Annotated in this window: 15 protein-coding genes; 7 read left to right on the top strand and 8 right to left on the bottom strand. The window is 66.5% G+C overall.

Annotated elements, in window-relative coordinates; translation table 11 throughout:
• Nucleotides 1–6 precede the first annotated feature (6 nt).
• From ACOXXX_RS17585 to dtd, 7 genes are all read left to right on the top strand, one after another.
• Entirely contained in the window at nucleotides 7–1,206 is a 1,200-nt protein-coding gene (locus ACOXXX_RS17585; RefSeq protein ID WP_422827914.1) for a toxic anion resistance protein, read from the top strand.
• The gene (locus ACOXXX_RS17580) at nucleotides 1,206–2,171 is read left to right on the top strand and encodes a DUF2927 domain-containing protein (RefSeq protein WP_422827913.1); all 966 of its coding nucleotides are present in this window, start codon (nucleotides 1,206–1,208) and stop codon (nucleotides 2,169–2,171) included. Before ACOXXX_RS17585 ends, ACOXXX_RS17580 begins: the two co-directional genes overlap by 1 nt.
• A gap of 26 nt (nucleotides 2,172–2,197) precedes the next feature.
• Nucleotides 2,198–3,322 (top strand): SPFH domain-containing protein, encoded by a 1,125-nt coding sequence (locus ACOXXX_RS17575; protein ID WP_422827912.1) that lies wholly within the window; start codon nucleotides 2,198–2,200, stop codon nucleotides 3,320–3,322.
• 22 nt (nucleotides 3,323–3,344) lie between these two features.
• Entirely contained in the window at nucleotides 3,345–3,770 is a 426-nt protein-coding gene (locus ACOXXX_RS17570; protein WP_422827911.1) for a hypothetical protein, read from the top strand.
• 45 nt (nucleotides 3,771–3,815) lie between these two features.
• Nucleotides 3,816–4,925, top strand: a complete 1,110-nt coding sequence (locus tag ACOXXX_RS17565; RefSeq protein ID WP_422827910.1) for a TFIIB-type zinc finger domain-containing protein — start codon at nucleotides 3,816–3,818, stop codon at nucleotides 4,923–4,925.
• 73 nt (nucleotides 4,926–4,998) lie between these two features.
• Nucleotides 4,999–5,904, top strand: coding sequence for a carbohydrate kinase family protein (locus ACOXXX_RS17560; protein WP_422827909.1), 906 nt, complete (start codon nucleotides 4,999–5,001; stop codon nucleotides 5,902–5,904).
• Nucleotides 5,901–6,344: a D-aminoacyl-tRNA deacylase gene (gene dtd, locus ACOXXX_RS17555; protein ID WP_422827908.1), complete on the top strand. Its 444-nt coding sequence runs from the start codon at nucleotides 5,901–5,903 to the stop codon at nucleotides 6,342–6,344. Before ACOXXX_RS17560 ends, dtd begins: the two co-directional genes overlap by 4 nt.
• Nucleotides 6,345–6,425: 81 nt before the next feature.
• On the opposite strand, the gene ACOXXX_RS17550 is transcribed toward dtd, so the two are convergent.
• From ACOXXX_RS17550 to ACOXXX_RS17515, 8 genes are all read right to left on the bottom strand, one after another.
• A complete protein-coding gene (locus tag ACOXXX_RS17550; protein WP_422827907.1) occupies nucleotides 6,426–7,607 on the bottom strand; it encodes an HlyD family efflux transporter periplasmic adaptor subunit in 1,182 nt (393 codons plus the stop codon).
• Entirely contained in the window at nucleotides 7,607–9,823 is a 2,217-nt protein-coding gene (locus ACOXXX_RS17545) for an ATP-binding cassette domain-containing protein (protein ID WP_422827906.1), read from the bottom strand. The genes ACOXXX_RS17550 and ACOXXX_RS17545 overlap by 1 nt, the downstream gene beginning before the upstream one ends.
• Nucleotides 9,820–11,133: a TolC family protein gene (locus ACOXXX_RS17540; protein ID WP_422827905.1), complete on the bottom strand. Its 1,314-nt coding sequence runs from the start codon at nucleotides 11,131–11,133 to the stop codon at nucleotides 9,820–9,822. The genes ACOXXX_RS17545 and ACOXXX_RS17540 overlap by 4 nt, the downstream gene beginning before the upstream one ends.
• A 66-nt stretch (nucleotides 11,134–11,199) precedes the next feature.
• Nucleotides 11,200–15,858 carry an Ig-like domain-containing protein gene (locus tag ACOXXX_RS17535; protein ID WP_422827904.1) on the bottom strand — a complete coding sequence of 1,553 codons (4,659 nt, stop codon included), beginning with the start codon at nucleotides 15,856–15,858 and terminating at the stop codon, nucleotides 11,200–11,202.
• Nucleotides 15,859–16,240: 382 nt separating this feature from the next.
• Nucleotides 16,241–16,963 carry a peptidase gene (locus ACOXXX_RS17530; protein ID WP_422827903.1) on the bottom strand — a complete coding sequence of 241 codons (723 nt, stop codon included), beginning with the start codon at nucleotides 16,961–16,963 and terminating at the stop codon, nucleotides 16,241–16,243.
• A gap of 107 nt (nucleotides 16,964–17,070) precedes the next feature.
• Entirely contained in the window at nucleotides 17,071–17,913 is an 843-nt protein-coding gene (locus tag ACOXXX_RS17525) for a transglutaminase family protein (protein WP_422827902.1), read from the bottom strand.
• On the bottom strand, nucleotides 17,910–18,863 hold the full coding sequence (locus ACOXXX_RS17520; RefSeq protein WP_422827901.1) for an alpha-E domain-containing protein: 954 nt from the start codon (nucleotides 18,861–18,863) through the stop codon (nucleotides 17,910–17,912). The genes ACOXXX_RS17525 and ACOXXX_RS17520 overlap by 4 nt, the downstream gene beginning before the upstream one ends.
• Nucleotides 18,864–18,870: 7 nt before the next feature.
• The gene (locus ACOXXX_RS17515) at nucleotides 18,871–20,295 is read right to left on the bottom strand and encodes a circularly permuted type 2 ATP-grasp protein (protein ID WP_422827900.1); all 1,425 of its coding nucleotides are present in this window, start codon (nucleotides 20,293–20,295) and stop codon (nucleotides 18,871–18,873) included.
• Nucleotides 20,296–20,529 lie beyond the last annotated feature (234 nt).

Here is a 20,529-nt window from a genome sequence, read left to right as displayed (position 1 = left end):
TCCCGAATGTCCGAAACAGTCCGCGCCAAAGCCGAAGCCTCGGTGGCTCTTGTCGACGAAGTCAACGCCGTCGTTCTGCCCGAACCGCGCCAGGCCGATGCCGTGGTGCCGCTGGCCGAGGCCGACGCGCCGGTGGGCGAGGAGATCCGCAGCCGCATGGCCGAGATCGACATGGCCGATACCCAAAGCATCGTGTCCTTCGGCTCTGCCGCGCAGGCGGAATTGCAGGAGATCAGCCAGGCGATGCTGCAGGACGTCCGCAACAAGGATGTGGGCCCCGCGGGCGATTCCCTGCGCACCATCGTGACCGCCATCCGCGGCTTTTCGGTGTCGGAACTGGATGTGCGCCGCGAACGCACCTTCTGGGAAAAACTGCTGGGCCGTGCCGCGCCCTTTGCCAAGTTCACCGCCAAGTTCGAAGACGTGCAGGCCCAGATCGACCGGATCACCGACGACCTGCTCAAGCACGAGCACACACTGCTCAAGGACATCAAGTCGCTCGATCTGCTTTATGAAAAGACGCTGCAGTTCTATGACGAACTCGCGCTTTACATCGCCGCCGGTCAGGAAAAGCTGAAAGAGCTGGACGAAAAGGACATCCCCGCGAAGGAGGCCGAAGTCGAGGCCGCGCCCGAAGGCGACCAGGTGATGGTGGCGCAGGAGTTGCGCGATCTGCGCGCCGCGCGCGACGATCTGGAACGCCGGGTGCATGACCTCAAGCTGACCCGGCAGGTGACGATGCAGTCGCTGCCGTCGATCCGGCTGGTGCAGGAAAACGACAAGTCTCTGGTGACCAAGATCAATTCGACCCTCGTGAACACCGTGCCGCTGTGGGAAACCCAGCTGGCGCAGGCGGTCACGATCCAGCGGTCGGCCGAAGCCGCCAGCGCCGTGCGCGAAGCCAACGACCTGACCAACGAACTGCTGACCGCAAACGCCAAGAACCTGCGCGACAGCAATAAGATGATCCGCGAAGAGATGGAGCGCGGCGTCTTCGACATCGAGGCGGTCAAGCAGGCCAATGCCGACCTGATCGGAACGATCAACGAAAGCCTGCAGATCGCCGACGAAGGCAAGGCGCGTCGCGCCGCCGCCGAAGAAGAGCTCAAGAAGATGGAGGCCGAGCTGCGCGATACGCTCGCCTCGGCCAAGGCGCGCCGTGACGGGGTCGGCGACAACGCCGGCACCGCCGTGCCGCAGGGCTGATGCGTATGGGCTGGGGCAGACCGGTCACGGCTGCGGCACTGGCGCTGGCGCTGCTGGCGGGGTGCGAAACGCTGCCCCCCGCGCCGCCGGGCATCAAGCCGCAGGCCCGGCCCGACCGCCCGGCCCCGGCCGCACCGGCGCCCGATCCCGGCCCGTCGGACGAAAGTCGGGCGCTCGCGCAGTATTACGCCCGCGTTCAGGCCGATCTGCTGACCCGCGGGCTGCTGCGCACCGATGGTGGCGGACCTGACACACCCTTTACCGACACGACGCTGGTGCGCAATTTCCAGGCCATTGCCTTGGAAGAGGAATACGCCCGCGGCGGCGGGTTCCGGCGATCCCAGGGGGGCGACGGCCGGATCAAGAAATGGACCCAGCCGGTACGCGTCAGCGCCGAATTCGGCCCCTCGGTGGTCGATTCCCGCCGCGCCAAGGACCAGTCGATGCTGGCGTCCTTCGTGGCGCGGCTGAACCGGGTGACCGGCCATCCGATCACCATGTCGACCGCCAACCCGAATTTCCATGTCCTTTTCATGAGCGAGGATGACAAGGACCTGATCAAGCCGCGCATTCGCGAACTGGTGCCCGATATCGACGCCACGTCGCTGGCAATCTTCGACAACCTACCGCGCGCGATCCACTGCCTTGTCATCGCCTTTTCCGAGGAACCGGGCGGCTACAACTACGGGCGGGCCATCGCCCTGATCCGCGCCGAACATCCCGAGTTACTGACCCGGTCGTGCATTCACGAAGAAGTGGCACAGGGCCTGGGCGTGGGCAATGACAGCCCGCAGGCCCGGCCCTCGATCTTCAACGACGACGACGAATTCGCGCTGCTGACCACACATGACGAAATGCTGCTGCGCATCCTCTACAACCCCCGCCTGCGTCCCGGCATGACCGCCGAAGAGGCGATCCCCATCGTGCGCGACCTTGCCGCGCAGATGGTGGGCGGGCCAAGCTGAACACGACCATCAGGAGGCTATGCGCCATGGGCATTTTCGATTTCCTTTCCGGCCAGTTCATCGACGTCATCCACTGGACCGACGACACCCGCGACACCATGGTCTGGCGGTTCGAACGTGAGGGCCACGAGATCAAGTACGGCGCCAAGCTGACGGTGCGCGAAGGTCAGGCAGCGGTCTTCGTGCACGAAGGCCAGCTGGCGGATGTGTTCACCCCCGGTCTCTACATGCTCGAGACCAACAACATGCCGATCATGACCACGCTTCAGCACTGGGATCATGGCTTCAAGAGCCCGTTCAAGTCCGAGGTCTATTTCGTCAGCACCACGCGGTTCAACGACCTCAAGTGGGGCACCAAGAACCCGATCATGGCGCGCGATCCGGAATTCGGCCCGGTGCGCCTACGCGCCTTTGGCACCTATTCGATCCGCGTGACCGATGCGGCCAAGTTCCTGACCGAAATCGTCGGCACCGACGGCGAATTCACCATGGACGAGATCAGCTATCAGATCCGCAACATCATCGTGCAAGAGGTCAGCCGCGTGCTGGCAGGCTCCGGCATCCCGGTTCTGGACATGGCGGCCAACACCGGCGATCTGGGCAAGCTGGTGGCGGCCGAGGTCTCCAAGACGCTGGCGACCTACGGGTTGACCATGCCCGAGATGTATATCGAGAATATCTCGCTCCCCCCGGCGGTCGAACAGGCGCTGGACAAGCGCACGTCGATGGGTCTGGCGGGCGATCTGGGCAAGTTCACCCAGTATTCCGCGGCAGAGGCGATGACCGCCGCGGCCTCCAACCCTGCGGGCGGCGGCATGGCCGCCGGTCTGGGCGCGGGCATGGGCATGGCGATGGCAAACCAGATGGCGCAGCAGCAGGGCCCCTGGGGGTCCGCCCCGGCGGCGCAGCACACCGCCGCCGCGGCTACACCGCCGCCCCCGCCGGTCGAACATGTCTGGCACGTCGCCGAGAACGGCCAGACCAAGGGCCCGTTTTCGCGCGCCGCCCTGGGCCGCATGGCCAGCGCCGGCGAGATCAGCCGCGAGACCTATGTCTGGACCGCCGGCCAGGACGGCTGGCTCAAGGCAGAGGATGTGACCGAGCTGGCGCAGCTTTTCACCGTGATGCCGCCGCCGCCCCCGGGCGCGTGACCTGCGCAGGGCCGCACCCACGATGACCCGCCGCCGCATCACCGTCCTGCTGCACTGGACAAGCTTCGTTCTGCTGGTCCTGCTAGTGTCGGGCGGAACCGCCTATCCGCTGCTGGTCTGGGCCTTTGTCCTGTCGGGTCTGGCAATGACCGCCACCGCGCTGCTGCGCGGGCTGATGACCCGCCCGGGCCCAAAGCTTGAGGGGATTGCGCGCAACGCGCATCCGTGGATGCATCGCGGCATGTACGCATTGCTGACCTGGGCGGCGCTGGTCGCCGCGGCGCACCAGCTTGGCCTTGCCCTGCCCGGCCCGGACCTGTCCCTGACGCTGATGATCCTGCTCTCGGCCTCGTCCCTGCACGCGATCTTTCACCTCTGGCGTCACACCGCGCTGGGGGACGGGGCGTTGCGGATCATCACGCCGAAAGCCCTTCACAAGGTCCTCTGATCGCGGCATCCTGCCCGAACCCTCGCCCGCCGGAGCCTGAGCCCGATGTCAGACACCCCGCCCGCCGCCCCGTTGCAAGAACACCGCTTTGCCTGCGAACAATGCGGCGCGGACTACCGGTTCGACCCGGCCGCCGGGGAACTGGTCTGCGATCACTGCGGGCACACGCAGTCGACCGGCCAGGCGGGCCCCTGGGAGGGCGGCATCAGGGAGCTGGATTTCCGCGCCGCCATCGACAACCTGCTGCCCGCGCAGGAGATCGAGGAAACCCGCGTTTCGACCTGCCCCAACTGCGCCGCGCAGGTCGAATTCGACGCCGACACCCATGCGGCGGAATGCCCCTTCTGCGCGACGCCCGTGGTGACCGACACCGGCATCCACCGCCATATCAAGCCGCGCGGCCTGCTGCCCTTCAAACTGAACGAAGAGGCCGCCCGCGCCCAGATGACGCAATGGCTGGGCAGCCTTTGGTTCGCCCCCGGCGGACTCACCGACTATGCCCGCAAGGGGCGCAAGCTGCAGGGCATCTACGTGCCCTACTGGACCTTCGATGCCGACACCAAATCCCGCTATTCCGGCCAGCGCGGGACGATCTACTATGTCTCTCAGACCGTGATGCGCAACGGCAAGGCCCAGACCGTGCAGGTCCAGAAAATCCGCTGGCGGCCCGCCTCAGGCCGGGTCGCGCGGTTCTTTGACGACGTTCTGGTTCTGGCATCGACCAGCCTGCCCAAGCGCTATACCGACGCGTTGCCGCCCTGGGATCTGACCACGCTGGAACCCTACCGGCCCGAGTTTTTGGCCGGGTTCCGTGCCGAAGGCTACACGGTCGACCTGCACGACGGCTTTGCCGAGGCGCGCCAGATCATGGACCGGCAGATCGAGCGTGACGTGAAATTCGACATCGGCGGCGACCGCCAGCGCGTCAACTCGGTCGAAACCGACGTGAGCGCCGTCACCTTCAAGCACATCCTGCTGCCCGTCTGGATGGCCGCCTACAAGTACCGCGGCAAGAGCTATCGCTTCGTGGTCAACGGCCAGACCGGGCGGGTACAGGGCGAACGCCCCTGGTCCGCGTGGAAAATCGCCTTTGCGGTGATCCTGGGGCTGATCGTGGCCGCCGGCATCGGCTACGTGGTGGCGATGAACCAGTAGCGCCGTCTGTCGCGGCTTGCCCCCGGGCGCGCGACGGGCCATGTTAGCGCGAACAGATGAAGGAGACCCCGCGATGATCCTGTGCTGCGGAGAGGCGCTGATCGACATGCTGCCGCGCGAAACCACCGCCGGAGAGCCCGCCTTTGCGCCGCTGTCCGGGGGCGCCGTGTTCAACACTGCCATGGCGCTTGGACGTCTGGGGGCGCCTGCGGGCTATTTCGGCGGGCTCTCGACCGATCTTTTCGGCCTGCAGCTTGGGGCGACCCTGGACGCGTCGAACGTGGATTACAGCCTGTCGCCCCGGTCCGATCGCCCCACCACGCTGGCCTTCGTGACCCTGACGGACGGCCATGCGAAATACGCCTTCTACGATGAAAACACCGCCGGGCGGATGCTGGCGGAAAGCGACCTGCCCGCGCTCGATGGCTCGTGCCAGGCGCTGTTCTTCGGCGGCATCAGCCTGGTGTCGGAACCCGCCGCCGACAGCTACGCCGCCCTGTGCGCGCGCGAGGCGGGCGAACGCGTGGTGATGATGGACCCCAACATCCGTCCCGGCTTCATCAAGGACGAGGCGCGGTATCGCGCCCGCCTGACCGGCATGCTGTCATCCGCCGACATCATCAAGGTGTCGGACGAGGATATGGAGTGGCTGGGCACCTCGCCCGCCGACCTGATCGCGAACGGCACAAAGGTGGTGCTGGTCACGCGCGGGGCCCAAGGGGTTGATCTGCATCTGGCCGACGGCTCTGCCCGTGTGCCCGCGCAGAAGGCCACGGTGGTCGATACGGTGGGCGCTGGCGATACGTTCAACGCGGGCCTTCTGGCCGGACTGCACCGCGACAGCCTGCTGACCCGCTCAGCTTTGGCCGAGGCGACGCTGGACACCCTGCGCCCGGCGGTCGAACTGGGCGCCCGCGCCGCCGCGATCACCGTCAGCCGCGCGGGGGCCAACCCGCCGTGGGAGCATGAACTAGCATGAGGGCGCTGCTGCAGCGGGTCAGCCGCGCCTCGGTCACGGTCGAAGGCGCGGTTCTGGGCGAAATCGGCCCGGGCCTGCTGATCCTCGTCTGCGCCATGCAGGGCGACACCCGGGCCGAGGCGGATAAACTGGCCCAGAAGATCGCCAAGCTGCGCATCTTCAAGGACGACGCGGGCAAGATGAACCGCAACGTCGTCGATGCGGGTGGCGCAGCACTTGTGGTCAGCCAGTTCACCCTGGCCGCCGATACCTCGCGCGGCAACCGCCCCGGCTTTTCCGCCGCGGCCGCCCCCGAGGACGGCCGCGCGCTCTATGAATATTTCGCGGCACAAGTGCAGGCGCAGGGGATTGCGGTCGCCACCGGGCGTTTCGGCGCCGACATGGCGGTGGACCTCACAAACGACGGGCCGGTGACGCTCTGGCTCGACACCACGCAGTAACGCCCGCCCCTTCATCTGCCCGGAAATACTTCAGAGAGCACGAGAGACAGCGTCTCTCGTATCCCGGCACGGGATATTGCCTTACGGTTCGCGCAGCGCCTCGCGGGATTTGTAAAGCGGCTTGAGCAGATACTGCAGCACGGTCTTTTCGCCGGTGTGCAGTTCGACCTGCGCCTGCATGCCGGGCCGGATCTCGATCTGCGCCTGCCGCTCGGTCAGCGACGACATGTCGACCCGCAGGCTGACCTTGTAATGCGCGTCGTCCTCGTCGCGCCGCTCGTCCTTGAACGTGTCGGCGGAAATCACGTCGACCCGGCCCTTGAGCGTGCCGTAGATCGTGTAGTCATAGGCCGAGAGCTTGATCGTCGCCTCCTGCCCCGGGCGCAGCCCGGCGATGTTCTCGGGTTTGACCCGCGCCTCGACGAACAGCTCTTCGTCCAGCGGGATGATCTGCAGGATCTCTTCGCCCGGGCGGACGACGCCGCCGATGGTTGTGACCGACAGGTTGTTGACGACGCCGTGCATCGGGCTTTGCAGCACGGTGCGGTTCAGCTGGTCGGTGCTGGCCTTGAGGTTCTGGCGCAGGGTGGCAAGTTCGCGCAGGGTGTCGGAATACGCCTCCGCCCGGGTCAGCTCGGTCTGGGTGACGATCTCGTCATACTTGATCCGCGCATCGGCGTGGGCCTTGCGCGCGCGCGTCACCTCGATCAGCGCGACCACCTTCTTGTCGAGCAGATCCTCGAGCAGCGCCAGTTCCTTGGCGGCCTGATCCAGCACCCGCTTTGCCCCGTCGCGCCGCTTGGTGAAATCCGACTGCCGCGCCGCCAGCAGCGCGCGTTCCGATGCCACCATGTCGGGCGCGCGCTGCGCAAGGTCGGCGGGCACGTCAAACGACGCGGCGCCGTCAAGCTCCGCCTCGAGCCGCAGGCGCCGCACCTCGAGCGTGGCGATCTGATCGCGCAGGTCGTCGACCGAAGACTGGAACATCGTGCCGTGCAGCCGCGCCAGCACGTCGCCGCGCATGACCTCGTCGCCTTCCTTGACCAGCAGTTCCGACAGGATGCCGCCTTCGAGGTTCTGGATGATCTGCGGGCGCGACGAGCTGATGATCTCGCCATCGGCGCGCACGATTTCGTCGATCCAGGCGTTCGCCGCCCAGATGATGAAAAGCCACACGGTCGCGGCGCACAGCCAGATCGTCAGCGACGGGCCGCGCATGCGCGTCGCCATCTGGCGGCTGAGGTTGGTCGAGGATATGGCCATCAGGCGCCTCCCTGTCCGGCGGTGCGCAGGTGATCGAGCACCTGATCGCGCGGCCCGTCGATGGCGGTGCGGCCGTTGGCCAGGATCAGCGTGCGGCTGGCCAGCGACAGGATCGGGACCCGGTGCGTGGCGATGACCGCCGTGCGGCCCGCAAGCCAGCTTTCCAGCCGTGAAATCAGCGTGCGTTCCAGCGTCTGATCCAGCGCGGCGGTGGGTTCGTCCAGCAGGCAGACCTGCGGGTCCTGAAGCCACAGCCGCGCCCAGCCGATGCTTTGACGCTGACCGACGGACAGCCCTTCGCCGCCGTCGCGAATGTCGAGGTCCAGCCCCTTGGCATGGGCCTTGACGAACTGGCCCAGCCCGGCGAAATCCAACGCGGCATAAAGCCGGTCATCGTCGCGTTCCAGCAGGTTGAGGTTCAGGTTGTCGCGCAACGTGCCATGGAACAGCTTGACCTCCTGCCCGAGGTAACCGATGCCCCGGCGCAGGTCGCGCGGGTCGATCTGGCCCATGTCCGTGCCGTCGATCAGCACCTTGCCTTCGCTGGGGGCGTAAAGCCCGGTCAGCAGTTTCAGCAGCGTGGATTTGCCCGAGCCATTCGCGCCCAGCACCGCGATGGTCTGGCCCGGCTGCAGGATCAGCTGCGCAATGTCCAGAACCGGCGCGCCGTCCTCGTCGTAGCGGTAGGTGGCGCCGCGCAGTTCGTACTGCCCGCCCAGCTTTTCCCGGCGCAGGTAAGTGCGCGCCGCGCCCCGGTCCTGCTCGGCCTCGGCAATGCTGTCCAGCCCGTCAAGCGCGGCGCGCACATTGCCCCATCGCGCCATGATGCCCGACAGCTGTGTCAGCGGCGCCAGCGTGCGCGAGGTCAGGATGCCCGTGGCGATGATCGACCCCACGGTGAACTGCCCGGCAAAAACCAGGTACGTGCCGGTGATCACCGCGCCCACATAGGTCGCCTGCTGGACCCCCTGGCTCCAGAACGTCAGCGCCGAGGACAGCCGCCGCTGTTCAGAGGATTTAACCGACTGTACCGCCGTCAGTTCTTCCCACATGCGGCGGAACCGGTCCTCGCCGCGCTGGGTCTTGATCGTGTCCAGTTCGACCACGGTTTCCTGCAAGAGCCGCGACGCCTTGGCCGACGCGCCCTGCATTTCCTGGGTCAGCCGGATCATGCGCTTTTGCAGCAGGAAACCCGGCACGACCATCAGCACGCCGCCCAGCATCAGCACCCAGACGACATTGCCTGCGATCGACCAGACCAGCAGCAGAAAGACGAAGATGAACGGAATGTCGGCCAGCGCGCCCACCGTGGAGGCGGTGAAGAACTCGCGCACCGACCCGAATTCACGCATGGAGGAGAAAAGCTGCGCGGGCGACCGCCCGGCGGTGTCGGACCGCATGCCCAGAAGCCGGTCCATCAGCAGGCCCTGCACGCCCATCTCGATCTGGCGGCCCGCGCCGTCCAGAAGCTGCGCCCGCGCGGTTTTCAGGAAACCCTCCATCAGCAGGGCCATGGCGGCCCCGGCGGCAAGCACCCAAAGCGTCGCCTCGGACTGGTGCGGGATCACCCGGTCGTAGACCTGGAGCGAGAAGAGCGCCACGGCCACCGCCAGCAGGTTCGCCACAAAGGACCCCAGCGCCACCTCGCCGAACTGGCGGCGGAACTGGCCGAAACGGCCCCAGAACCAATGCGCCTGATGCGCGACATGGGCGTGGCTGTCGGTCAGGCTGTGCAGCGGCGCCTCTGCCCGCAGGACGGTGCCGCCAAAGACCGGCAGGAAATCCGCCAGCGGCACCTCGGCGCGGTTGTCGGCCATGCCCGCGTCGAAAATTGTCAGCGTCCGGTCCTGCTGGCCCAGCACCAGCACCGCCTGACCGTTCGCCATGAGCGCCAGCGCGGGCCAAAGATCCGGCGTCAGGCGGTCCGGGGTGACGGCAGCCGCCTCGAGCCCTGCGGCCTTGAGCCCCGCCAGCAGCGCCATGGCGCCATAGCTGTCGTCCTTGCCGCGATTGAGGCTCAGCGCCTCGAGCACGTCGGCGCTGCGCGGCTCGACCCCCAGCCTGCGGCCCAACATCCGGATCAGTTCGGTGCGGTTGCGGGCGCGGTCGCTGTGGCGCGGCGCGCGGCCTGGCAGGTTTGCCGCCGCGGCGGGCACGGGTTTGAGAAGCGCGGTGCGGGCGCGGGACGCCAGCCCCTGAAAGGTCACACCGGTCACAGCAAGGTCCCGTCGGCCAGCACGCCCTTGATTCGCGCGATCTCAAGCTCGGCGCGGGCGGCGTCGTAGGTCAGCGACAGCGCGGTTTCCAGCGACCGGGCGTAGGTTTCATAGACCCCGACCACGTCCATGACCTGCCGCTGCCCGCCGTCGTACTGGCGCTGGAACAGATCGAGGTTGGCCTTGGCCTGCCGGGTCAGCGCCTCGGCCTCGGCGGCCTGTCGGCGCAGCGCCTCAAGCTGACGGGTTTGCGACTGCAGCTTGCGCTCTTCGACTTCGCGCGCCTCGGCCACCCGACGGGTCGCGGTTTCGCGGCTCACCTCAATGGCCTTGAGCGCCGCACCGGTGCCCAGCCCCAGAAGCTGTTCAGAATCCACCTGCAAGCCGTAGTTCGTGCCGGAATCGCCCACCGTGCCGGTGGCCGACAGCCCCGGCAGATGCCCGGCGCGGGCGATCTGCGCCTCGGCCACGGTGCGGTCGCGGTCGGCCTCGGCCCGCAGCACCGCCAGCGGCGCGATCCCTCCGGGCATGGGGCCAAGCTTGCCCAGCCCGCTGATGCCGTCGACCGGGGTCGCCGACATTGCCGCCAGTTCGGCCAGGGCCGTCACCGTCGCCTCGCGCGCGGCGGATTGTTTGGCGCGCAGATCGGCGAGCTTCTGACGCAGGACGTTGAGATCGGACATATCCGACACGCCGCCCTTCACGCGTTCGTTCATCACCCATTCGAACTGCGCCATATCCTTGGCGGCGACGGCGAACTGGCGTTCGATCGCACGCCCCTCTTCGGCCTTGAGGTACAGTGTCAGCGCCTCGAAGACGCGGGTGTTGCCATCCTCGGCCAGGGCGACGGCGGCCAGTTCGACCTCGGCCTTGGCGAGGTCGCGCTCGGCCTTCTTGCGGCCATTGTCGAACAGCACCTGATTGATCAGCAGATCAGCCACAAAATCGCCCAGCGAGGTCAGCGACACCCTTGGCCCGATGGTCGGCAGCCAGTTGCGCGACGCGGCCTTGGCGCGCAGTTCGGCCGCGCGCAATTCCGCTTCGGCCACGCGGGCGTCGGCGGCCAGAACCGACGACGCGATCTGCGCGTAGGCCGACCCGGGCACCAGCACCGCGCGCCTGGTCTGCAGCGCGGCGATGATCGGCGATGTGGTGGCGCCCGGCTTTTGCGCCTTGGCGGGCGTATCTGGCGCGGGCGCGCCCGTGGCATCACTGTTCAGAAACCGACTCACGTCGCCGCCATCGGCCAGGCACCCGGTCAGTGCCAGTGCCGCGACCAGACACAGGGCGTGTCGGTGGATCTGCCTCATCCTGCTGCCCCCGTTTTCCGGCGTGCGTTTCTTGAGGCCCGGCGCAAACGCCGGGCCCGGATTCCATCAGATGACGACGTTGGTGATCTCGTCGTCGATCAGCAGGGTGCCCTGGCCCAGTTCGTAGACGTTGTAGCCTTCGCCGTTGTCGCCCTGCGTGGTTCCGGTCAGGGTCGCGCCGGTGATGGTGACCATGTCGTCCACCCCGCCCTCGACCGTGACGGTGTCGCTGTTGGACGACAGCGCCAGAAGCTGCGCTTCGGTGATCGTGAGCTGGCTGTCCTCGGCAAATTGCAGGTCGATGGTTTCGATCTGGAACTGGCCCAGCGTGCCAGCGGCGGTCATGTCCACGACCGAGGTCGTGGTGTCGTCCACCACAAGGTAGGTGCCACTGCTATTGCCCGCCGTATCGGTGGCGGTGATCACCAGATGCGATCCGTCCGGCACGTTCTGGGTGAAGGCCAGGCTGGTTTCGCCAAGTGCCGGCAGATCGTAGGCCTCAAAACTGACCGGATCGACCGTGACGGTGCCGGAACTGTCGACCACGTGCCCCACCTCGACCGCGTAATCGGTCGTCGCGATGGTGATGCCGCGCAGGCCGGTGTGATCGCGGGTATAGCTTTCGGCGTTCACGGTGGTCGGTGCATCGGTGTCGATGGCGATGGTCGCGGATTCGGACCGGGTATTGCCCGCGGCATCCGTCGCCTCGATCAGCACCGGCGCGTCGACGGTGCCGCTTGGGGTCGAGCTGGCCGGAATATCCACCGTCCAGTTGCCCGCCGCATCGACCGCGGCGGTATGCGCCACCCCGCCGATAGTCAGCTGCACGTTGCTGCCCGCCTCGACCACACCGGTCAGGGTCAGGCCCTGCGCGGCTTCGGCGGCGTTGACGACGTTGTCGGCGGTGACCGGATCGTCGGACATGGCCAGCCGGTCCACCTCGGTATCGACGCGGAAGCCGGTGCTGGTGCTGGCGGTGTTGCCCGCCGCATCGGTGGTGTCGACCTGGGCCGTGGCGTCGTACTGGCCGGGCGGAATTTCGGCGGCGGTGAAGCTGGCCGTCCAGTTGCCCTGGGCATCGACGGTGGCCACGCGCGTAGTGCCTTCGAAGGTGACCGTGACGCTGGCGCCCGGTTCGGTCGTGCCGCTGAGCACAAGGCCGTTCGCGGCCTCGTCGGCGTTGACCACGCCATCGCCTTCGACGGGTTCGGCGCTGACGCCGAAGTTCAGCACTTCGGTATCGACGCGCACGCTGTCGGTGCGGGTCAGCGTGTTGCCCGCGCCGTCGGTGATGGTGGCAGTAATTTGCGCCTCGTGGGTGCCAGGGGTGATCTCTCCGGCGGCGTAGGTGGCGCGCCAGATGCCAGCGCTGTCGGTCTGCACGGTGCGGGTCACGCCGTCGAGCATGACATCGACCATTTGCCCTGGATCCGAGGTACCGGTCAGCGTCACGCCATCGGCGCGCTCTGCCGCGTTGACGATATCGTCGCCTTCGACCGGGTCGGGGCTGATCGTGAGGGTGCCCGCATCAGTGTCGATGGTGACGCTCTGGCTCAGCTCTTCGGTGTTGCCCGCGGCATCGGTGCTGCTGGCGGTCAGGATGACGCTTTGTTCACCGGTCGGCACCTCTGCCGCCGGGAAGGTCACGGTCCAGCTGCCATCGGCGGCCACGGTGGCGGGACGGCTGGTGCCGTCCAGGGTCAGCGTCACGCTGGCGCCGGGTTCGGTGGTGCCCGACAGGGTCAGGCCCTGTGCGGCCTCGGCGGCGTTGATCACGCCGTCCGCCCCGCCCGGCGTCGTGTCGATGGCGAAGTTGCGCACCAGGGTGTCGACGTCGACGCTGCCGGACGCGCTGCTGGTGTTGCCGGCCGCATCGGTCGCAGTGGCGGTGACGTCGACGGCGGTTTCACCGCTCGGCACCTCGTTGACCGCGAAGGTTGCGGTCCAGCTGCCGTCGGCGGCCACGGTCGCGGGACGGACGGCTGTGCCCATCTGCACCATCACCGACGCACCCGGTTCGGCCATGCCGGTCAGGGTCACGCCGTCGGCGCGTTCGGCATCGTTGACGATCCCGTCGCCTTCGACACCGTCGGTGTCGACGGTCACGCTGGTTTCGGTATCGACGGCAAAGCTGTCGGTGGCCGAGGTCACGTTGCCCGCCGCATCGGTGGCGGTGGCGGTCGCCTCGACCGTCTGGGTGCCCGACGGAATTTCGTCGGCGGCAAATGTCACCGACCAGCTGCCGCTGGCGGCGACGGTGGCGGCATGGGTCACGCCGCCGATGCTGACATCGACGCTGGAGCCGGGTTCGGAGATGCCGGTCAGCGTCACGCCATCCGCAAGCTCTGCCGCGTTGACCACGTCGTCGCCTTCGACCGGGACCGCATCGAATGCGACCGATCCTTCGGTGTCGATCTGGAAAGTGCCCGAGGTCGTGGCGGTATTGCCCGCCTGCGACACGGCCGTGACCGTGGCCGAAACCTCGGTCGTGCCGGTCGGCAGATCGGCGGGGCCCAGGTCCACGGACCAGGCCCCGTCGGCAGTGACGCTGGCAGCATAGGTCTGGCCCGCGATGGCGACGGTCACGGTCGATCCGGCCAGCGCCGTGCCCGTCAGCGTCACGCCTGCGGCATGTTCCACGGCGTTGACCGTGCCATCGCCGCCCACGGCCCCGGCGTCGAAGCTGACCGAGGCTGTGGTGTCGACCTGCGCGGTGGTTTCCGCCACCTGCACGTTGCCCGCCGCATCCGTCGCCTGCATGGTGACGGTCGCGTCATAGACCCCTTCGGCGATGCCGGTGGTCGGCACGCTGACCGACCAGGTGCCCGCGTCGGTGGCGGTGGTGGTGTATTCGGTCGACTGGAAGGTCACCGTAACGGACGCGCCCGCCTCGGCGGTGCCGGTGATGGCGATGCCCGCTGCCGCCTCGCCCGCGTTGATCAGCCCGTCCCCGGCGATGCCGTCGTCGATGGCGCCGCTGATTTCGGTATCCACGTCAAAGCTGTGGGTGGTGCTGCTGGAGTTGCCCGCGGCGTCGGTGGCGTTGACCACGACCTGTGTCGCATAGGTGCCCGCGGCGATATCGCCCGGCCCGAAGGTGACAGACCAGGTGCCGTCGGCGGTGACCGTGGCGTCCAGCGTCGTGCCCTCGACGGTGACGGTCACGACCGACCCGGGCTGCGTGGTGCCGCTGAAGGTCGTGCCCGCGGCATGTTCTTCGGCATTGATGATGTCGTCGCCCTGCACTGCGGGACCATCGAGCGTGACCGCACCCACGGTGTCGATCACCACCTCGGACGAGGTCGCACTGGCATTGCCTGCCGCGTCCACCGTGCTCGCGGTGATCGTCGCGCTGTATTCCCCGCCGGTGAAATCCGCCGAGGAGACGAGCACGGTCCAGACGCCATCGGCGCCGGTTGTGACCTCGTGCGTCATCTCGCCAAAGACGACCGACACGACCGCCCCGGCGGTCGAGGTGCCGGTGATCTCGAACCCGGCGTCGGCATCGGCGCCGTTCACCAGGTTGTCACCGCCGACCGGGTCGATGGTGATGGGGTGCGGAACGGTGTCGATCTCGATCACGTCGCTGACGACGGTGCTGTTGCCCGCGGCATCGGTGGCGGTGATGGTCACGGCCTCGGAATACTCGCCGCCCGGCAGAACGGTGTCGTCGAAGGTCACGGTCCAGCCGCCGTCGGCATCGACGGTCGCGTCGTAAATGACGCCGCCCACGGCCACGACGACGGTCGCCCCCGGCTCCACGGTGCCGGACACGGTCGCGCCGTCGGCATGATCCTCGGCATTGACGATATCACCGACGGATTCGGTGCCGGCTTCGATGTCGATCAGCGGCGGCGTGGTGTCGATGGTGATGCTTGGGCCGGTCAGGTCGGTTTCGGTTCCGTCGGGGGCCGTGACATCCGCCTCGACCACGTAATCGCCGTCGGCCGGGAAATTCTCGTCCTCGAATTCGACGGTCCAGTTGCCGTCGTCGTCCACGGTGGTGGTCTGGGTTTCGTCGCCGATGGTCACGGCCACGTCCGATGTGGGCTCTCCGGTGCCCGAAACCGTGATGATCGGATCGTCGTTGCCGCCGATGACGATGCTGTCGTCGGGCGTCAGGATCGTCGGCACAACCGGATCGCCGTTGCCATTGTCGCCGCCGACCCCGCCATTGCCACCGCCGCCATCGCTGCCGCCGACCACGCCGATCAACCCTGCGCCGACCAGCGCCGCACCGCCCGCGGCCCCCAGCGCGCCCAGCCCGGTGGTGCCCAGCAGACCGGCCGCCAGCATGCTTACGTCGTCATCCCCGGTCGGGCCCAGATCGGCCACGACGTCGGGACGGTTGACAAAGATCAGATCGTCGGACGGGCTCCATTTGCCCCAGGTCTCGGTCGGGCCGTAGCTGGCGTAGAGCGTACCGCCCTCGGCCGCCTGAAAGCTGACCTCGGCCAGTTCTCCATCGGCGCTCAGGAACAGGCGGTTCGCCTCTTCGCCCGCGGCGACGAAGTAGCCTTCGATCACGATGACCCGACCGTCCGCCAGGGTGATCAGCAAATCGTCGCCCGCGCGATCGTACCCGCGCAGATCGGACTGTCTGAGGTTGATGGAGATTTCTTCGCCTGCGGTCGCGGGGATGACGAAATCCTGTCCCTGGCCGCCAACAGATCCATAGCTTGTTGCACCCGCACGTGTACGGGTTACGAATTCAATCGCATTCATGACTACACCGCTCTACCTCGCGACAGCTGTTTTTTCCGCTGCCAGTTATGATTGCGGTCGGTTTACTGCAATTTTGCCGCATTCGCTAGAACTTATGTCAAGGGACATTCACTTTTTGCAGGGAGGCACAAAGGTCATCCATACAGAACGAGCAGCCTAAAGATCTGAAGCCGCTTGAAAATAAGCACCCGCGCCACGCCGCCGCCCGGAACGAATCGCACCGAATCAGAGCGGCGTCACTATGGCCGCAAAGCCACGGTCTCGCGCGAACAGCGCCCCAAAAAGGCGAGCAATTTGGCAGTTAGCGCAATTTATCCGAGAGGTTTGACGAACGTCCGTCACTGTGCCGAAAACCGGTGTCCGCTGGCCGGCTGTCCTCGGCTCAGACCCGCTTGATCCGCTGGAAGGCGTCGCGCAGCGCGGTGGACCAGTCGTTGCTCATCTGCGCGAAATCTTCGTCCGCCGGCTCGATCCGGCGCTGCTTTCCGATCCGGAACGTCCCCTCTTCGATGACCGTCAGGTCAAGCGGCATGCCCACCGACAGGTTCGACCGCAAGGTCGAATCCATCGACAGGAGTACGGCCTTTTCCGCCTCTTCCAGGCTGGTGTCGACGGTGATCACCCGGTCGAGGATCGGCTTGCCGTATTTATGCTCGCCGATCTGCAGATACGGCGTATCTTCGGTCGCCTCGATGAAGTTGCCTTCCTTGTAGATCAGGAACATCCGCATCGGCCCGCCCCGTCGCTGGCCGGCCACGATCATAGAGGCCGAGGCATTCTGGTTCATCCGGTCCATTTTCTGCGACACCTCGAACGACACGTCCGACAGCATCTTGCCCACGGTTTCCGCGACCTTGAGCATCGTCGGCATCCGCAGGATCGAACTGTCATCCTCGGGATCGTCGATGGCATCGCTCAGCCGCGCGATCACGGTCTGGGTCACCGACAGGCTGCCCGCTGTCATGATCGCGATGACCCGTTCGCCGGGCGCCTCGAAGGTGAACATCTTGCGATAGATCGAGATATTGTCGAGCCCGGCATTCGTGCGGGTGTCAGACAACAGCACGATGCCCTGGTTCAGCAGCAGCCCGACGCAATAGGTCATGTCTTGTCTCGATCATCCTCGGCGGCGAATCGCGCACCACGCGCCTCCGCCCCGCACCGCACATAGCGCGCGTGGACGGCCACCGACAGGCCCCGATGCAAATTACGTCACTGTTGCTGGTGCTGGCTCTGGCTTTGCGACTTCACGGCCACGCTGACATCGACATCGAGCGTTTCCGAAACCCCGCCGGCCAGCACGCCCCGGATCGGTGCGGCGTCCTGCGCGTCAAAACCCGACCCCAGCCGGATATACCGATCGTCGGGGCAGCAGGCGTTGGCGGCGTCAAAGCCGACCCAGCCCAGCCCCGGGACATGCAGCTCGGCCCAGGCGTGGCTGGCCTCGTGCGCCGCGCCGTCGGGGCCCGATTGCAGGTAGCCTGTGACATAGCGGGCGGGAATATCGGCCGCCAGCGCCGTCGCGATCAGCGCATGCGCATGGTCCTGGCACACGCCCTTGCCCAGCGCCAGTGCCTCGGCCCCGGTGGTGGCGGGTTCGGTCAGGCCGGGCTCGTATGTGATCGCCTCGGCGATGGCGCGGGCCAGCGCGTGGGCGCGGTTCAGCGCAGTGTCATTCTCCATCCCGTCCAGCGTGTCGTCGGCCAGCGCGCGCAGTTCGGAATCGGGGCGGGTCATGCGGCTGTGGCGCAGATAGGCCCCGGGCGGCACGCTTTCACGATGATCGCGCAGCACGCCGAAAAGATCCGTCGTCTCGACCTCTCCGCGCACCTCGACAACCAGTTCGTCGACCGGGCCGCGCAACGACACCGTTTCGATCAGATCGCCGGCACCGTCGCGGTAGATTGCGCCCTTGGTGGCGCCTTCGGTCACGATTTCCCACGACAGGACGCGCTGGCTGGCGCTGTCAGCGGGGGTCAGGCGATGGGTCTGCACGAGCCGCCGCACGGGCGTTTCGAACCGGTAGTGGCTGACGTGGTGAACGACCAGTCTCATGTCGGGCTCCCCTGCAGGTAGGTGTCCTGAATGACGCCGGCGAGGCTGGCATTCTGCCCCATGAACCGCAGCAGAAATTCATGCAGCCCTTCGTCAAAGATATCCGCCACGCGGCATTCGACCAGTTCGGCCAGCATCGCCCGGGCGTGCGACTGGGCCTGGGTCGACCGGCCATACCCGCGGGTGAGGCAATCCAGATGATCGCAGGACCGCTGCACGCTGGTCCGCAGCGAGCGCGGAAACTGCGGGTTCAGGATCAGGAAATCGGCGATCTTGGCGGCGGTCAGCCCGCCCGTGTAGGTCCAGTTGAAGGCGCGATGCGCCGACATCGATCGCAAGAGCGTAACCCATTGCGACTGATCCAGGCCCGAGCCGACGTAGGACACGTTGGGCAGCAGCACGTAGTATTTCACGTCCAGCAGCCGCGCGGTGTTGTCGCCACGTTCGATGGAAAAGCCGGTGCCCATGAAATGATAGCCGTCATTGCGCATCTGCGTGCCGTCGATGCTGCCGCGGATCAGCGCGCAGGCGCGCAGGGTCCATTCGGTCAGGTCCGACAGCGCCACCTTGCTGCGCTCCATCCGCTGGAACTGGCCCAGCTCCTGATAGGCGCCGTTGATCGCGTCCCACACCGGCGAGGTCAGCGCGGTGCGCACGACCCGGGCGTTTTCCCGCGCCGCCGACAGGCACGACAGGATCGAAGACGGGTTTTCCGCGTCGAAGAACAGGAAGGTCTCGATGTTGCGCTGGACGGGATCACTGTATTTGTCCTGGAACGCCTGCAGCGATCCGTTGGATTGCAGGATCGCCTCCCAGTCGTTGCGGAATCCGCCGCCGATGTCGGGCATCAGGGCGTTGCGCGCCCCGACCTCGAGCAGGCGCGCGGTGGTTTCGGCCCGTTCGATATAGCGGGCCATCCAGAACAGGTGCGATGCGGTACGGCTTAGCATGTCACGATCACTCCGCCAGAACCCAGGTGTCTTTGACGCCGCCACCCTGAGAGGAATTGACGACCAAGGACCCTTCGGTCAGCGCCACGCGGGTCAGCCCGCCGGGCACCAGTTCGATGCTTTCGCCCACCAGGCAGTAGGGCCGCAGGTCCACATGCCGGGGCGCGATGCCTTCGTCGACGAAGGTCGGGCAGGTGGACAGCGCCAGCGTCGGCTGGGCGATGTAGTTGGCGGGATTTTCGATGATCTTCTGCCGGAACAGCTCGATCGTGCTCTTGTCGGCCTTGGGGCCCACGAGCATGCCGTAGCCGCCCGATCCGTGCACTTCCTTGACCACGAGATCGCCGAGGTTTTCCAGAACGTATTTGCAATCCGCACTCTTGGCGCATTGCCAGGTGGGCACGTTTTCCAGGATCGGCGCCTCGCCCAGGTAAAAGCGGATCATCTCGGGGACAAAGGTATAGACCGCCTTGTCGTCGGCCACGCCCGCGCCGGGGCAGGAGCAGATGTTCACCCCGCCCGAGCGGTAAACCGACATCAGCCCCGGCACGCCAAGCATGCTGTCGGGGCGGAAGCACAGCGGGTCGATGAACGCGTCATCCAGACGTCGATAGATCACATCGACCTTCTGCGGCCCCTTGGTGGTCTTCATCCAGACGAAATCGCCCTCGACGAACAGATCCTGCCCCTCGACCAGTTCGACGCCCATGAGATCGGCCAGGAAGGAATGTTCGTAATAGGCGCTGTTGAACTGGCCGGGCGTCAGGATCACCACGTTGGGTTCGCCTTCGCACTTGTCCGGCGCGACCGAGGCCAGCGTCTTTTTCAGGAGCCGCGCGTAGCCGTCGACGGGCGCGATGCGGTTTTCCACGAAAAGCTGCGGATACATCCGCATCATGATCTCGCGGTTCTGCAACATGTAGCTGACGCCCGACGGCGTGCGGCAGTTGTCCTCGAGCACGTAGAACTGATCGCGCCCCGTGCGCACGAGGTCGATTCCGACGATATGGGAATAGACGTTGCGCGGTGGACGGAACCCGACGGCGGCCTTCTCGAACGCCTCGTTCTTGGTGACCAGGTGTTCGGGAATGCGGCCCGCCTTGATGATCTCGCCGCGGTCATAGACATCCGCGAGGAACGCGTTCAACGCCGCGGCGCGCTGGCGAATGCCGCGTTCCAGCTTGCGCCATTCGCCGTCGGTAAAGACGCGCGGGAACATGTCGAACGGAATCAGGCGTTCCGGATCGCCGCCCTCGCCGTAGACCGCAAAGGTGATGCCGACGCGCCTGAAAAGGTTTTCTGCCTCGCTTTGCTTGAGGCTCCGCAGGTCGTCGGGCATGGATTTGTGCCAGCGTTCGAGGCTTTGATAGGCCTCGCGCACCTGCGTGCCGCTGAGCATTTCGTTGAATACGCCGTTGTCAGGTTGGGTCATCTGTCATCCTTCTTGGCGTCCAACACAGCATTAACAGCGGCTTAAGTAAATCCGCTAAGGTGGAGGGTTTGCCGCCACACCAAACCCCGCCACTTTTTTGGGCAGACCCCGCAGAGGGTCTGCCAAGGCGCTGTGCAGCGCAGCCCGCTGTGTCGCCCATTTGACCGCCGATGGGCCGTTGACGCAAGGTCAGCAGGCCCCAAATCGCACATTTCCGCGCCAGTTGCACCCAGC

This window comes from Thalassococcus sp. BH17M4-6 (assembly GCF_049323015.1).
In the GTDB taxonomy this organism is placed as follows: domain Bacteria; phylum Pseudomonadota; class Alphaproteobacteria; order Rhodobacterales; family Rhodobacteraceae; genus Puniceibacterium.
Note: the sequence above shows the minus strand (reverse complement) of the source record. Positions and strands in the feature narration are given on the sequence as shown.

Bases quoted from the DNA above. Each gene is read 5' to 3' on its own strand.
- ACOXXX_RS17530 (WP_422827903.1), bottom strand. From the start codon at position 16,963: ATGACCTATTGCGTCGGGCTGCTGCTGAACCAGGGCATCGTGCTGTTG.
- ACOXXX_RS17535 (WP_422827904.1), bottom strand. From the start codon at position 15,858: ATGAATGCGATTGAATTCGTAACCCGTACACGTGCGGGTGCAACAAGC.
- ACOXXX_RS17520 (WP_422827901.1), bottom strand. From the start codon at position 18,863: ATGCTAAGCCGTACCGCATCGCACCTGTTCTGGATGGCCCGCTATATC.
- dtd (WP_422827908.1), top strand. From the start codon at position 5,901: ATGAGGGCGCTGCTGCAGCGGGTCAGCCGCGCCTCGGTCACGGTCGAA.
- ACOXXX_RS17540 (WP_422827905.1), bottom strand. From the start codon at position 11,133: ATGAGGCAGATCCACCGACACGCCCTGTGTCTGGTCGCGGCACTGGCA.
- ACOXXX_RS17580 (WP_422827913.1), top strand. From the start codon at position 1,206: ATGCGTATGGGCTGGGGCAGACCGGTCACGGCTGCGGCACTGGCGCTG.
- ACOXXX_RS17570 (WP_422827911.1), top strand. From the start codon at position 3,345: ATGACCCGCCGCCGCATCACCGTCCTGCTGCACTGGACAAGCTTCGTT.
- ACOXXX_RS17565 (WP_422827910.1), top strand. From the start codon at position 3,816: ATGTCAGACACCCCGCCCGCCGCCCCGTTGCAAGAACACCGCTTTGCC.
- ACOXXX_RS17585 (WP_422827914.1), top strand. From the start codon at position 7: ATGTCCGAAACAGTCCGCGCCAAAGCCGAAGCCTCGGTGGCTCTTGTC.
- ACOXXX_RS17515 (WP_422827900.1), bottom strand. From the start codon at position 20,295: ATGACCCAACCTGACAACGGCGTATTCAACGAAATGCTCAGCGGCACG.
- ACOXXX_RS17525 (WP_422827902.1), bottom strand. From the start codon at position 17,913: ATGAGACTGGTCGTTCACCACGTCAGCCACTACCGGTTCGAAACGCCC.
- ACOXXX_RS17575 (WP_422827912.1), top strand. From the start codon at position 2,198: ATGGGCATTTTCGATTTCCTTTCCGGCCAGTTCATCGACGTCATCCAC.
- ACOXXX_RS17550 (WP_422827907.1), bottom strand. From the start codon at position 7,607: ATGGCCATATCCTCGACCAACCTCAGCCGCCAGATGGCGACGCGCATG.
- ACOXXX_RS17560 (WP_422827909.1), top strand. From the start codon at position 4,999: ATGATCCTGTGCTGCGGAGAGGCGCTGATCGACATGCTGCCGCGCGAA.